Source organism: Chryseobacterium sp. MYb328, assembly GCF_037572595.1.
Classification (GTDB): domain Bacteria; phylum Bacteroidota; class Bacteroidia; order Flavobacteriales; family Weeksellaceae; genus Chryseobacterium; species Chryseobacterium pennae.
The window spans coordinates 102,175-117,580 of the sequence record NZ_JBBGZQ010000001.1; the positions used below are offsets into that span (position 1 = coordinate 102,175).

Consider the following 15,406-nt stretch of genomic DNA (forward strand, 5'->3'; position numbering starts at 1 on the left):
AAACATTAACAATAATTAACACGGATGATAAAAATCATTAAAATATTCCGATTATTTAGCATTTGATTTTATAGAATCTGTTTTTATTTCAGTTTTCTGTTCAGTCACTTTTTTGTCTTTTTTCTTCTTTTTAAACAAAGAATTGAAGCTTTTACTCCACATAACCCCTACTCCATAGGCTTGATTTGCAGCTCCGTTCGTACTGATCATTCCGATGTTTGTTGGCTTAGAATACCCTCTTACCACCAAAGTACCGTCATTCTTTTTAGACAAATCATATTCTATAGATCCTTCTCCTGAAAGATAATTATTCTGTGCTCCGGTTGTACTTGCATCTGTTTTTGACAACGGAATTCCCAGTCCTGTCTTTATATTCATCCTTGGCGAAAGGGCAACACTTACCCCTGCATTGGCCCTGTCTCCGATATTTGAGTTCTGATCACCTTTCACATAATTCAGGTCAATCTGGAATTCATTACTCATTGTATTAAGAACCGATCCCAGCTGTTTCAGAAGCATATTATATCCTTGTGATTCTGCAACGTTACCCATATTCACTTCTACTCCACCACTATTGGATACATTAAAGGTACTCAATAGAAGAACGGAACCAAACTGAAGTACTTTTTCCCCTTCCTGGCTCATTTTTGCCGCTAAAGTTTCTCTTACCTGGCTGGAGACATCCATTGCTGTAACATTCAGCTCTACTTTAGGATCTATCAATGATTCGGTAATATTAGCCTGAAGCAAAACACTGATAGGCTGCAGTTTCCCTAAGCTCAGATATTCCCCTACATTGGAAACCATTCTTACATAGTTAGCCGTGATATCCAGTCCTGGTTTCATAGCGTCACCATCCCATCTGATGCTGCTGTTTTTCTGAATCTGAAAAGTTTTATTAAGAATCGCTTTTGAAATAAATGTTCCGTTATCTACCTTATAAGTACCGTTCATCGCAATATTTCCCTGTCTGTTCATCTGGAACTTCAAAGGTTCTGCAACTCCTTTTACAGTAATACTTCCTACATCATCTCCAATAAGAACATTTACAGTGGTCCCTTTATCCACAGCCAGATTGAAATCAATATTCATGTTGGCACCAGTCTTTTTCTTATCTTCCAAGGTTATCAACCCATCTTTTCCTTCTTTCAGGAATCTCAGCATTTTGAATTCTTCAACATTTGAAGTGGAACCTGAATTAAAGGTAAAAGTACTTCCGTTAAGAGCCTTCATATTAGGTGTCGTAATACTCAGTCCTGATACCGGTCCATCCACATAAAGATCTCCCTGTCCGTAAACCCTTCCCCAGAAAAGGTCAAAATCTTTTTGAGAGCTATTCAGCATCAACAGGTTATCAGCCCTCATTACAAGAGATACCCCCATTGAAGACAGGGTTTCAAACTGAATCGCTCCAGAAATATTTCCTTTGGAATTGGATCTCCCGTCATGAACTTCAATATTATTGAGAATTGCAAGCCCTTTGGTTAATTGGATTACGGTATCATCAAATGAATAGTCTACCCCTGTAAACAGAAGTTTTAATCCAAAATCTTTCAAAGCAATATCACCATTGTAATCAAGGTTATTAAGCTTTCCGTTAATCTTAAGATCACCGGTTGCTTTCCCTCTGAGGTTTCCAAAAATAGTATGAACAAACTGTTGGGTAAATGAAAGGTCAAAATCACGCATTTCAGCAGTAAGATCAATATCAGGAGAAGCTGTATTATTATTAACAGTACCCGTAAGATTTAAACTGTTATTCCCCAATACACCTGCAGAATGAACTTTTACATCAATATCATAAACGTTGAGTGAGAATCCGTTGGTAGCAGAAATTGAGATATCACCCATGTCGTTACCATTCATTTTGATATCATCCACCGTAACGTCTACAAGAGGCTGCAAAGTGTTCTTATCCATTTTGATCTTTACAGTTCCGTTAGCCAGACCTTTTATATCCATTCCATTTCCACCCGACTGCATTTCCAGGAGTTTCTCTATTGCAAAATCGTTGATATCAGCATCTACATAGAAGTCTTTAGCAGATTTAAATTGGGCTTCTTTTATAAACAAAGCACTCTTATCTGAATAGATCCTCAGATTTCTGATATCAAAATCGCCTGTCTGTTTTCTGTAGGTAATGGAATGATTCAGTTCCGGACTGGTATCAATAGCCCAGGAAACTTCATTGAATTTAACTTCAGTAGGTTCAAACCTGAAAACATAATCACCGGCTGCATCTGTAGACTGATCTACATTAATGGCATATTCTTTAAGCTTTTCATTAATTTCATCATCCGGGCTTCCATGCTTAAATAGGGTAGCCAGATGAAGGGTATTTCCGTTTTCGTTATTCCCTTTAAGTTCGAAATCTTTAATAATATTTTTATTATACTCCAACCTATTGATCCTTGCATACACCTGCTGAGCAAGATTCGCAGTATTGATCCTTACTTTAACACTGTCTACCATAGCACTGTCTCTGCTGAGACTCTTTCTGCCATTGATCTGGTAGTTAGGATTGGAAGCTGCCAAAGCTTTATCAGCATCGGTAATTTCCTCTTCTTTGGTCATAATATATTTCAGCGCAGTGGCATCAAGGTTCAGGATCAGGTTATTTGAATTTCCATCATACTCTCCTTCTACCAAAGCTCCGTGAGGAAGCTTCAGATCAGGTAAAAAATAATTAACCAGTCCCTGTTGAACATCAAATTTCATTGCAAAATTCTGATCTCTGTATAATTTTCTTGGTGGTGGCCCCACAAGAATTCTTCCCACTCCGTTTTCTACCATTCCTACAAGATCTGCAAGATTATATTTACCCGAGATTTTTCCGGTAGCAGCTCCAGGAGCATCTACATCTATTACACGTCCTCCTGCTTCAACAAAAGTTTTTAATTTTGCAGCTGGGATACTGTATTTCTGAGTAGCAGTTGCAAAGTGAAGATTATTGGCATTAACGTCAAGTGTAAGATCATTAATGGATGACATAGACATTTTACCTTCTACCAGGCCGCTTACAATCTGGCTTCCGGGTTTATTGGTAAAATAATTCATATTCAACTGGGTAACATCAGCATTTACATCCATCATAATTTTTGATGTACTGAAATCTATCAACCCTTTAATGGTTGCTTTTGCCTGCTCATCATTTACCGTAATCAGCCCGTTGTATTTTTTATGATCCAATAAGCCATCCAGATAAAGATTATTGATCACCTTATCCATTATTTCAATGCTGGAAATCTTAGATGTGGTGGTAAGACGCATGGTATTCACATCAAAGCTTTGCCCATTAAGATCAAAATTACCGGAAATCAGCCCAACGGATTTATTTTTAGTAATAACGGAGGTATTAAGGTCTTTTACATCCAGATGTCCTGAATATTTAGGCATAGCTGTGCTGTATCCTGTTAAAGAAAGTTTGGAAATTTTTGCCTGTCCTATTCCCGTCATTAAGTTTCCGTTGTCAACATAAATCTGATCAGGATTTACTTTTGCCGTTCCGTTATATTTCAGTTTTCCGAAATCATCTGCAAAATTCTTCATCTTGCTGGAGATAAAAGTAGGCATCATAGCCTTCAGATCTTTATAAGTAAAGTCTGTAGAAAGGTCTTTTGTTTCAATGGAAAAGTGTCCTTTCAGCAGATTATCAACCTTCATCGTTTTGGTGGCAATATTCACATCAGGATTCCGGATCAGAAAGTTCTCTAAATGAAATTTATTTAAAGGACCAGTCATTTTTCCTGAAAGGTTGAAGGGCTTGATATTATCCCAGTTTGTAACAAAATAGCTGATATCATATCCGCTCATCTGACTTCCCTGTGCAATATTCATATCCCAGCGAACCTTATCTTCAAAATCTGCCCATGAACCATCATGAAGATTAAATTTAATATCTCCCTGAAGTAAAGTATGATCTGTATTTAAAGTAAGGTCTTTTAAGGACAAAAACTGCTTGGTTAAAGACAGTTCTGTTGAAAAAGTGTCTACCGTATGGGATTTCCCCCATCTGGTAGTTACAAAAGACATATTATTAATAAGCGCCGAAATATTAGGTCCGTTCACCTTAACATTGGGTGCTTTTAAATTAAAGTTCGTTGCGGTAAGCCATTTTCCGTGATCTCCGGAAGAATTTTCATTAACAATAGAAACTTTGGAATCCAGGATCTGAATTCTGGAATTCAGCTGAAAAGGCGGTTTGTTTGGATTTCTTTTTTTACCATCATCAAAAAGGTCAACAAATCTGATAAAATTAGAAATACTGTCTCCTTTATAGGTAATCACTTTTACATCTGCATTCACAAGCTTCAGGGAATTAAAGCTTAAAGAATTACTGTTTCCTGAAATAGCATTCACCGCAAGAGAGATCCAGTCTGAATCAGCATAAAACTCGCGGGCTTTGATAAACTCGAGTCCTTTATAATCTTTTACTTTTAATCCTTTTATGGTAACATCTCCGAAATAGTTCACCTCTACACTTTCAGTAGAAAATTCAGACTTGAAATCATTGTTTACCAATTTTAAAGCCTGATCTGCAGCCCACTGTTTAGTTACCGGAAGATTGACTGTAATAAGAACTCCTGCAACAAGAACGATACCCAGCCAAAAAAGAATAAGCAAAAGCTTTGCCCACCAGGTGTAGCTGGTGACATCTTTCATAGCCTGTTTTCCAAACTCCTCTGCTGTTTCTACAGGATGATTGATAGCGTCTGAAGCCAGTTCAGATGCTTCTTTTACAGTCTCCCGTACCTTTTCCTCCACATTTTCAACAGTCTTCTGTACCTGATCCCCTAGGTTTTCAGTTACTGATTTTTTATTCTCATTCTCGTTATTATTCTCTAACTTTGCCATTATTATGAGCGACTCTATAATTTTAGGTATTGAATCGTCTTGCGACGACACCTCAGCAGCTATCATCAAGGGGAATTCTATTCTTTCAAACATTGCTGCGAATCAGACCATCCATCAAGAATATGGAGGTGTGGTTCCTGAATTGGCTTCGCGAGCCCATCAACAAAACATTATTCCCGTTGTTGAAAAATCTTTTACGAAAGCAAATATACAACAAAATGCAATCTCTGCTATAGGATTTACACGCGGCCCCGGACTTTTGGGATCACTTCTTGTAGGAACATCATTTGCTAAGTCTCTGGCTATGAGTCTTAATGTTCCGTTAATTGAAGTTAATCACCTTCAAGCTCACATTCTGGCCCATTTCATCGAGGATGCAAATCCTGTGCCGCCTACTTTTCCATTTCTATGTCTTACCGTAAGTGGAGGTCACACCATGATCGTACTGGTAAAAGACTATTTTGACATGGAGATTATCGGAAAAACCATTGATGATGCCGCCGGAGAAGCCTTTGACAAAATCGGAAAGATCTTTGATCTGGATTATCCTGCCGGTCCTATTATCGACAGACTTGCCAAAGAAGGAAATCCCAATGCTTTTACATTCAACAAACCCAAACTGGAAAATTATGATTATTCTTTCAGTGGTATAAAAACTTCCGTTTTATATTTCATTCAGAAAGAAGTCAGAAAAAATCCTGAGTTCATTAAGGAAAACCTCAACGATCTTTGTGCTTCCGTACAAAAATGTATTATTGAAATCCTGATGAACAAACTTGAAAAAGCAGCCAAAGATCTTGAGGTGAAAGAAGTAGCTATTGCGGGTGGGGTTTCTGCCAATTCTGCACTAAGAAAGGCAATGGAAGACAATAAAGAAAAATTAGACTGGAATATCTACATTCCAAAATTTGAATACACTACCGATAATGCAGCCATGATTGCTATGGTAGCACAGCTGAAGTTCGAAAGAGGTGAATTTACAGATTTGAAAACTACTGCGACCGCAAAATATGACTTATGAAAATACTTTTAGAAGAAAAAGTACTGGGAACGCATTCTAAAAAGAACTCAAAATATTATTGGGTATTAGAAACCATTACAGGAAAAATTGAAAATCCGGAAGACGCTATGGATTATTTTCCGGCAAGCTCTGAAAAAGGATATATTCAGGATGTAAAAGAGGAGATTCTTGAAACAATAAATTCAGAAGAAGTTTTCAGCTTTCCCTATACACCAAAAGAAGGTGATTATTTATCTATAAAAAATAACTTAAGAAAGCAGGAATATTTAAATCTGATTTTTATTAATAATAAGTGGATAGAAGAAATATTCATGTGTACTTACCGTGAATGTGATACAGATATTTATACGACTATAAAAACAGGAGTTGCATTCTTAACTCAGGATATATGAAATTATTTTACGGAGAAATAGAAGGCAAAAAAGTAATCATCAACGACGAGGAACAGCAGCATATTGTAAAAGTTCTTCGTATGAAGCAGGGAGAGGAAATTTATGTAACGGACGGAAATGGAGCGTTAGCTTCGGGAAAACTCGTTATAGAAGGAAAGAAAGCTGCTATTGATGTATCTGAAATTAAAGAGAACCTAAAGGATTTCAATCCGAAACTTCATATTGCCATTGCTCCTACTAAAAATATTGACCGTATCGAATTTTTTGTGGAAAAAGCTGTAGAAATGGGTATTTCAGAAATCAGCATTATTATTACAGAAAAAACGGAACGTAAAAATATTAATATTGATAAGATCAGAAAACAGGCTGTAGCTGCCTCTAAACAAAGTCTGAGATTTCATTTTCCGGTGATCAATGATCCGGTAAAGCTAACTGATTTTTTGAAGGATATTAATTCTGAAAATACTTTTGTAGCCCACTGTCATGAAAATCTTGAAAGAATGGAACTCAAAAGTATTCCTACAATGGAAGAGATTACTTTTTTAATTGGTCCTGAAGGTGATTTCTCTGAAAAGGAAATTGCATTTTTGGCCGAACAGAAAATTAAAGCGGTTTCATTAGGAAATCAAAGGTTAAGAACTGAAACGGCAGGCGTATTTGTAGCAGCGTGGAATTATTACAATATGATATAGGTAATGGATTTTTAATCTATCTATAAAAAATAAAGGAGGTTCAGCGACCTCCTTTTTATATTTATATTTTAACTGATTATTTCCAATCAATGTTATTTTCGTTCAGATACTTTTCAAAAATCTGCTGCCCGCTTCTTATAGAGTTTACTGTCCAAAGGATTTTCATTCTTAACAGTTTTTCTTCATCTAGTTTATAATCAATACCAGATTTTATCAGCTTCTGTTTCAATTCATACATACAGATTGAAGCTGCCACGGAAACATTAAAGCTTCTTGTAAAGCCATACATCGGAATCGCCAGTGTTTCATCTGCAAAATCCAGAATCTCCTGAGAAACTCCTTCCATTTCTGTCCCGAATACCAATGCCATAGGTTCCGTAATTTCATATTCGGGTAACATTTTAGCATTATTTTCCAGTGAAACCACTACAATTTTGTAGCCTCGGTCTTTAATTTCCTGAAAAGATTCCATATTACGTGGCATTTTTTCAACCTCAACCCAGGTATCTGCTCCTTTGGTAACCCGAAGATTGGGTTCAAAGCTATATTCTTCCTGCAAAGCCACTACTTTATGAAAACCACAGGCCTCTACAGAGCGTACAATGGCTGCTGCATTCCGGAACTGATAGATATCTTCCACCACCGGAAGTACAAAATCAGAACTTTCCTGGGAAAAATGTTCAATCTTTGATAATCTTTCTTCTGTTAAAAACTGTTTTAAATATTCATAAGTCTGTGCTAAATCTTTCATCTGCATTTAGTTATTTTTTCAATAGCTCTATATAAAGCCTATAATTACAATCTTATTCTTATAAAATTTAATCATAAGCCTTTATTCATTTTCAAATCTTTGCAAATTAACGTAATTTTGGGCTATGATCCTTAATCGGGATCATTCTTAATTAAAAATAATACATGAAACGAAAAGTCCTGCTCATCTATACCGGAGGAACCATCGGTATGGAAAAAGATTATGAAACCGGCAGTCTGCGTGCCTTTGATTTTGGTAATATCTTCGAAAAGATGCCTGAAATGAAGCTTATGGAATGTGAAGTTTTCGTACATCCTTTTGCCAAACCACTGGATTCTTCAGATATGGGACCTGAAGAATGGAGAGTAATCGCCAATTATATCCTGAAGAACTATAATGACTATGACGGTTTCCTGATCCTTCATGGGACGGATACGATGTCTTATACCGCTTCTGCTCTAAGTTTCATGCTAAAAGGGTTAAGAAAGCCTGTAATCATGACTGGTTCACAACTTCCAATTGGTGATCTGAGAACCGATGCCAAGGAAAACCTTCTGACAAGTCTGTATTATGCAAGTCTGTATGAAAATGATGAAGCAGTCATTCAGGAGGTTGCCATCTATTTCGAATATAAACTTCTGAGAGGAAACAGAACACTGAAGTATTCTGCCGAATATTTTGATGCATATGCAAGTCCGAACTACCCTATCCTTGGGCAATCCGGAGTTCATTTAAATATTCTCAAAGACAATCTTTTCCGTTGTGATCCTGAGATTGAATTTCATGTTGACGAATATATCTCTGAGGATGTTCTGTTCTGGAGAATTTTTCCGGGAATGCATCTGAGTCACTTCAGAGAAATTCCTAAAATGAAGGTCCTGATCCTACAGGTTTTCGGTTCGGGAACCATTTTCAGCAGTGAAAAGACTCAGGAAACTCTTCAGGAGATCAGAAATAACGGTACAGAGATCGTAGTAGTAAGTCAATGCATCTCTGGTGGAATTTCGTTTGGCAAGTATGAGAACAGTAATATCTTTTCAAGGATCGGAGCGATCAGTGGAAGAGATATGACTGCAGAAACGGCCATCACAAAAGCTATGCACCTGATAGACAATCCTAATTACTCCGGAAGCTTCGCGGATAACTTTACCCAAAGCCTTTGTGGAGAAATTACGGCTGAAAAAATGCAGTAAAAAATTTGGTATTTAAAGAAAATATCCTATTTTTGCAATCTCAAATAGAGAGGTGTCCGAGTGGTTGAAGGAGCTACCCTGGAAAGGTAGTATGCGGGTAACTGTATCGAGGGTTCGAATCCCTTCCTCTCTGCATTGTAAGTCTTAAACTTAATTGTTTAGGACTTTTTTGTTTTATAACTCTATTACTTTTAAGTAGTTATACTCTTCTGTATCCTTAAATACAATTTTTCTTATGTTCTCATTAATCAAGTGCAACCTCATTTACAGGTATCAAAATAGGTATCACTACAACCTTTGAGGTATCAAACTAAATATTTGAAAATTAACCAATTATGAGTATTACAAAATTAAATATATTATTTCTCATTGCCAACAACAGAATGAGAAAAGATGGTGCATCTCCCTTGTTCTGTAGATTAACCTATAATAGTGAAAGAAAACAATTTGCTACAGGACTATTTATTAATCCATCACATTGGCAGAATACCAAACAGAAAGCACATCCACCTAATGAACATAATAAGTTCATCAACTCTCAACTAAGTCTGATTAAGAATGAAATTAATCAGGCTTTTTTGTTTCTACAGCTTCAAAAATCTGATTTTGATACTGGGAAAATCTATAAGCAATACAAAGGTGAAACTCAGAATGAGGATAACACATTAATGGATATATTCAACTACCATAATAACAAGATGAAAAGCTTGATAGGCATTGAAGGTTCTATTAATAGTTGGGAAAGGTATCATAATACCCACAACCATATTAAGGACTTTCTTTGGTTTAAATTCAAGAGAAATGATATGAAGCTAAAAGAGATACAATTCAGCTTTATTGCAGACTTTGAGTACTACCTGAAAGTTGAAAAGAAGTTTAAGCCTACAACTACATACAGAAGTATAGGAAGATTCAGAAAGGTCATAAGAGTAGCAGTAGCAATGGATTATTTAGTAAAAGACCCCTTTCTTTTATATAGAACAAAAGAACCTAAGAAGGAGATTATCTACTTAACTATGGAAGAACTGAGCATAATTGAGAATCACAAGTTTGCTTCTGACAGACTACAACAAGTAGCAGATATGTTTATTTTCTGTTGTTATACAGGACTGTATTAGTAAGATGTTTCCTCATCATTCTTTTATGCAACCTGAGATAAGAGTTTCACACCAAATTAAGAGTAGAACTCCTGATGCTATTTATAAGAATGCAAAAGATTTATTAGACCATGAAAGAACACAGTATTTTGAAAGAATGGCATTTATTATTAGGATTCCTGGTATAACTGATTCTATTAATGGTAATGAATTATCCTTAACAGTGGGTGGAGTCAGAGCCTATAATCAGGAGAATTTATACAATAAGAAGACTTTTGAAAAATTTAAGTTCTTCATTGGTTTTCAGAATAAAGTATGCTGTAATTTGTGTGTTTGGAGTGATGGCTTTATAGATGATATGAGGGTAAGTTCATATCAGGAATTACAGAATAAAATAATGAGTACTTTAACAGAGTATAATGCACAGCAACATTTATTGGAAATGAAAGAGTTTTCAGACCATTATTTGACTGAACATCAGTTTGCTCAATTATTGGGAAGAACAAGGCTATATCAACATATCTCTAAGACTGAAAAACAAAGATTGAATATCCCTCAATTAACTTTCAATGATAGCCAGTTAAATACCATAGCTAAAGACTACTACGACGACAAGTGTTTTTGTAAGGCTGATAATGGAGAGATCAACTTATGGAATGTCTACAATTTATTTACACAGGCTAATAAGAGCAGTTATATAGATACTTTTCTTGACAGAAATCTGAATGCCTTTGAATTTACTAAAGGGGTTCAGAAAACACTCAGTGATAATTCTAATTATCATTGGTTTTTGAGTTAGTTATTTCCACCCTGCATTTGTGGGGTGGTCTTTTAGTTCTATATAAAATATAATACGTCAAGTTTTGACACACCTATGATATAGCTTTGTATTAGAAATACCAAAACAATATAAAATTTGACAATTTTTGATCTGTAATCATAAATGACAACTAATTTATCTTGTATTGGAGAATTTTCATAACTTGCAATCATGAATAAAACACAGAAATATTAATATTTTATATGATGAAAAAACTACAGGTTTTACCTCTATTGTGTATCAGCATATATGGATTGGGACAGATTCCTAATCTACCTACCATATCAAGACCTAATACCAGTAGTTTACAGAATTATTCCAATCAGAATTATGGCAGTCCAGCTAGGTCTAGTGTTCCCTCTGTTCCTCATGGAGGTCTATATAATCAAGGAAGTTCACAGATAAAACAACAAAATATGAGAATGGTTCAGGAGGACTTTAAGAAAGTAGCTCAGGAACAAGAACTGAGAAGTAAACAGGAACAAGAAAATAGACTACAAGCCAAAGAGGATTCTTATCATACCTTACCATCATTTTCAGGAAAAGCAGGTACAGAATCTTATTATCATGCCTTTAATATACTTTCTGGACTTGATACTAATAATTACTCCATAAGTGAAGCTAACTTTATTGTAGAGAATGCTTATTATGGAGATAAACAGAATTATAATCAATTCAAATCTGGGATTCAGAAAACTGCAAAACAGCTCTTGCAGAAAATGAAAGAGAGAAAACAGGACACTGAAAGTAATACAGATAAGAATTTAATGATATTTGAGTACCTTTCTAAAGGTATGAAGTTAGGAGGTGTTCAGCACAAAGCCATCAAATATGATTTTGAGGATTACATGGGTACAAAGGATTGGAGTAAAATGTTTGTTTCCAAACTCCTTAAAACAGGCTCTGGTCAATGTCACTCCATGCCCTTGTATTATTTGATGCTGGCAGAAGAAATGAATGCAGAAGCTCATTTAGCCTTTGCCCCAAACCATACTTACATCAAGTTTAAGGATGAAGAGGGAGAATGGCAAAATGCAGAACTTACCAATGGAATATTTACTACAAGTTCAATTATTCTGGAATCAGGTTATATTAAATCAGAAGCTTTACAGAATGATATTTATATGAGCAGTTTGAGTAAAAAGGAACTTATGGGACAACTATATGCTGATTTAGCCAATGGTTATGCCCACAAGTATGGAATGGATGAGTTTGTAGGAAAGACTTTAGACAAAGCTCTGGAATACTCACCTAATAATATTTATGCCAATCTGCTTAAATCCACCTACCAACAAGCTAAGTTAGGTTATGTAGCAATACAATTAGGTATTAAAGACCTTGAAAATCCAGAAGAGCTACAGAGTATTAGATTCTACCCTAAAGCATTAGCTCTACTACAGGAAACTAAAGCACAGTTTAATACTATTGACAATCTTGGATATGTAGCTATGCCAGAAGGTGCTTATGAAGAATGGTTAGGCAATATGAAAGGAGAAGCCAACAAGCAGAAAAGTGAAGCTATTGCTGAAAGAATGAGACAGATTAATGCTGAGAAGCAAAAGCAGAAACAATTGGAAGCTTTGAGAAAAGCACAGGAACAGAAGAAAAAAGAATCTGATCAATCTAAGCAGAAAGCTCAGTACTTCCCAATAGATCCAAAACATTTATAATCATATAATGAAGAAATATTTATCCTATAGAACCTTATTCCTTTTATCCTTAGTATTTGTATGGCTGAGTTCAGGAATGGTTAAAGCCCAAAGTAACCAATTTTATAATGATGCTTATCAGACCATTGATAATATGCTGAATGATAAACAGAAATATAGCTTTAAAGATGCTGTATTCAGTGTAGAGAATGCTTATTTTCAAGGGAAGTTAGACACTGTACAACTTAATAATGAAATCAGATTTCTATCTAAGTTTGCTAAAGCTATTATAGTCAATAGAGATTTGACCTACAAACAATCTGATAAAGACAGAGTAAGTAAATATGCAGCAGTGTACTCTATTATGTGTCAAACTTTACCTATTGCTATAAAAGATACTGTAATACAGTACAAACCTTTTAATTATGACTTTACTGATGTATTTGGACATAATGATATTACTAACTTATTTGTATCTAAATTGTTAGCTACCAAGAAAGGGAATTGCAATTCCATGCCTTACCTATATAAAATATTAGCAGAAGAGCTAGGAGAAACAGCCAATTTAGCATTAGCTCCAAATCATGTTTATATTAAACACCAGATTAAATCTGATGGCTGGTACAATACAGAGCTTACAAGTGGGATGTTTCCACAGGATTCATGGTTAATGGCTTCTGGGTATATCCATTTAGATGCCATTAAAAATGGGGTATTTATGAAGGCTCTGAATGATAAGGAAAGTTTAGCATTATGCTTATTTGATTTAGCACAGGCTTACAATAGGAATTTTCCAGGTAATGATGGAGAATTTGTATTAAAAGCTGTAAACAAGGCAATAGAAGTATATCCCAACTTTGCAAAAGCACTTATTCTTAGAGCTGAAACTCACAAAGAGCAGTTTACAAAAATGATGGATAAACATAATCTCAAAACTGACAAGCCTGAAAACATGAAGCTTGTACAACAGCAAGATCCTAAAGCTAAAGAACTCATGGAACTAATGACACAAGAATATGGACATATTTATGAAATAGGTTACAGACAGATGCCAGAGGAAATGTATTTGGACTGGTTGGTATCTCTGAGAACTGAAAGAGATAAATATGAGAATAAGAAATTATTAAATAACTTTACAAAATAACCAAATGACTATGAAAAGAATTATACTTACTGGCTTTGTTCTTCTTACTGGAATTACACATGCTCAGGTCAAGAAATCCCAGTCTAAGCCAAAAGCTGAGAAGAAATGGGTTAATCCTGTAAAGCTGACTAAGGAAGAGAGAAACAGACCTTATATGGATGAAGTGTTAAAAACCAGAGATTCCATTACTCCTGAAGAAGCTGAAAGAAGAAGAAAGAATATTGCTATTGGGAATCCTTTTAAGAAATATGGTTATTATCCTAAAATTGCTACACTAAGTAAAGGAAAGTACTTAGAATTCCATGATATGGATGCTGTAGTCAATATTGGTTCTGTAAAGTACAATAGGAAAACTAAAGAAATTACAGAGTTCAGAGAAATAGATTTGAGTGATCCTGATGCTCAACCTTATTTAGATACAGCAGGGAGATGGTTTTCCCCTGATCCATTGAGTGAGGAATATTCAAGCTGGTCTCCTTATAATATGGTTTTAAATAATCCTATAAGTAATATTGATCCTGATGGAAGGCAGGTTTTTACTGATTATAAGCTGTTACAAGATGGTACTGTTACCAGAAAAGACCCTAATGATGGTAGTGAGAAAAGAAGTGATGATAGGCTATTTGCTACTGATAAGAAAGGAAATGTGACAAATACAGCACCTGTCGTAGTAGATAAAGCTAAATCAACTGATGGAAGTATTATTAGCGACTTAAGCCAGGCCACTGGCTATTTAGGAGGTATGAGACCAATAAAAGATGGAACTGTTTCAGCAGGATATACAAATAATGTAAATGATGCTGTAGGTGTATTTAATTTTCTTAATAATAATACAACTGATGGGATTGAATTTGGATTGGGGAGGTTTTCAAAAGGTGGAAGTTCAGAAAATTATCTAATAACAACCCAACATTCACTTAATGATAACACCAAAGGATTTAATTTTATGACACAATATATTGGAGGTTATAATAATTTAATCTCTTTTTATCATAATCATGATGGATTACAAGGGGCAAATCCAGATTTATATGGAAATCAGTGGGGAGCAGACCAAGATACAAGAGTAACAGTGACAAATTCAGTAACTAAAGGAAGCTACATGATTCCAAGATTTTTCACAGTACATGAAGGTCTGGGCAATGGTATAATTGAATATACAAGATTTGGTCATAAAAATACAGGGCAAAAATTAACCCCTGCAAATGTTAAAAGTTTAAATAAAATTAATTATTACAATGTTAAATAGAGTTTGTTACATCGTATTTTTTATTTTTTTGTGCTGTTGCAATAAAAATGTAAAAAAACCTTTTACTAAAGAAGAAAAGGAAAAAGAACCTTTATATACACAAATTAATAATGTCATTGACTCAATGTCATCCAGTTTTCCAAAGGAATATTCAGTAAACTTATATACTGTAACTCACGAAAAAACCCATGGAAATGATTATGTAAGAATTGCTACATCTCAATTTTATAATAAAGATTCAATATCAGGAAGTTATCTACATAATGGGAAAACTGTTGTTCTTTACTCAAAAAAATTTTTCAAAAACAACAATAAAAATAAATTTAAACCAGATAATGCACTTGAATATAAAAATGAGACCATTTCTTTATATCATCCACAATATACAATATTTAAAATCACAGACAATACATATAAAAACATCTCTTTAGAGGAAGCAATGAAAATGAATTTATTTAATTATAGTGACAGGTATATTCCAGAGCCAGCACCATCAATCAAATAAATGAAATTTAGAAGCATACTATTAATTATAGTTACTATA

Annotated in this window: 12 protein-coding genes and 1 tRNA gene; 11 read left to right on the top strand and 2 right to left on the bottom strand. The window is 34.9% G+C overall.

Going from position 1 to position 15,406, the window contains the following annotated elements:
* Positions 1-51: 51 nt before the first annotated feature.
* Complete coding sequence (locus tag WH267_RS00525; protein ID WP_340004722.1) at positions 52-4,854, bottom strand: translocation/assembly module TamB domain-containing protein; 4,803 nt, start codon at positions 4,852-4,854, stop codon at positions 52-54.
* A gap of 4 nt (positions 4,855-4,858) precedes the next feature.
* Here WH267_RS00525 and tsaD point away from each other — a divergent pair, with 4 nt between their 5' ends.
* From tsaD to WH267_RS00540, 3 genes are read left to right on the top strand one after another with little or no spacing between them, the layout of a single operon-like run.
* Entirely contained in the window at positions 4,859-5,875 is a 1,017-nt protein-coding gene (tsaD, locus tag WH267_RS00530) for a tRNA (adenosine(37)-N6)-threonylcarbamoyltransferase complex transferase subunit TsaD (protein WP_123321381.1), read from the top strand.
* Positions 5,872-6,267 carry a hypothetical protein gene (locus tag WH267_RS00535; protein WP_115972858.1) on the top strand — a complete coding sequence of 132 codons (396 nt, stop codon included), beginning with the start codon at positions 5,872-5,874 and terminating at the stop codon, positions 6,265-6,267. The genes tsaD and WH267_RS00535 overlap by 4 nt, the downstream gene beginning before the upstream one ends.
* Complete coding sequence (locus tag WH267_RS00540) at positions 6,264-6,959, top strand: RsmE family RNA methyltransferase (RefSeq protein WP_115972859.1); 696 nt, start codon at positions 6,264-6,266, stop codon at positions 6,957-6,959. Before WH267_RS00535 ends, WH267_RS00540 begins: the two co-directional genes overlap by 4 nt.
* 76 nt (positions 6,960-7,035) lie before the next feature.
* Here WH267_RS00540 and WH267_RS00545 read toward each other — a convergent pair whose 3' ends face one another.
* Positions 7,036-7,710, bottom strand: coding sequence for a TrmH family RNA methyltransferase (locus WH267_RS00545; RefSeq protein ID WP_228438878.1), 675 nt, complete (start codon positions 7,708-7,710; stop codon positions 7,036-7,038).
* A 164-nt stretch (positions 7,711-7,874) separates the two neighbouring features.
* On the opposite strand from WH267_RS00545, the gene WH267_RS00550 reads away from it, so the two are divergent.
* The 8 genes from WH267_RS00550 to WH267_RS00585 all read left to right on the top strand — a co-directional run bounded on the left by WH267_RS00550 (position 7,875) and on the right by WH267_RS00585 (position 15,367).
* On the top strand, positions 7,875-8,903 hold the full coding sequence (locus WH267_RS00550; protein WP_115972861.1) for an asparaginase: 1,029 nt from the start codon (positions 7,875-7,877) through the stop codon (positions 8,901-8,903).
* Between the two features lie 46 nt (positions 8,904-8,949).
* Positions 8,950-9,036, top strand: a tRNA-Ser gene (locus WH267_RS00555).
* Positions 9,037-9,238: 202 nt separating this feature from the next.
* Positions 9,239-10,021 (top strand): site-specific integrase, encoded by a 783-nt coding sequence (locus WH267_RS00560; protein ID WP_340004728.1) that lies wholly within the window; start codon positions 9,239-9,241, stop codon positions 10,019-10,021.
* Between the two features lie 25 nt (positions 10,022-10,046).
* Positions 10,047-10,799, top strand: coding sequence for a DUF3871 family protein (locus WH267_RS00565; protein WP_340004730.1), 753 nt, complete (start codon positions 10,047-10,049; stop codon positions 10,797-10,799).
* Between the two features lie 224 nt (positions 10,800-11,023).
* Positions 11,024-12,490 carry a cell envelope integrity protein TolA gene (locus WH267_RS00570; protein WP_340004732.1) on the top strand — a complete coding sequence of 489 codons (1,467 nt, stop codon included), beginning with the start codon at positions 11,024-11,026 and terminating at the stop codon, positions 12,488-12,490.
* Between the two features lie 7 nt (positions 12,491-12,497).
* Positions 12,498-13,613 carry a hypothetical protein gene (locus WH267_RS00575; protein WP_340004735.1) on the top strand — a complete coding sequence of 372 codons (1,116 nt, stop codon included), beginning with the start codon at positions 12,498-12,500 and terminating at the stop codon, positions 13,611-13,613.
* Positions 13,614-13,623: 10 nt separating this feature from the next.
* A complete protein-coding gene (locus WH267_RS00580; protein WP_340004737.1) occupies positions 13,624-14,862 on the top strand; it encodes an RHS repeat-associated core domain-containing protein in 1,239 nt (412 codons plus the stop codon).
* On the top strand, positions 14,852-15,367 hold the full coding sequence (locus WH267_RS00585; protein WP_340004739.1) for a hypothetical protein: 516 nt from the start codon (positions 14,852-14,854) through the stop codon (positions 15,365-15,367). The genes WH267_RS00580 and WH267_RS00585 overlap by 11 nt, the downstream gene beginning before the upstream one ends.
* The last annotated feature ends 39 nt before the right edge of the window (positions 15,368-15,406 follow it).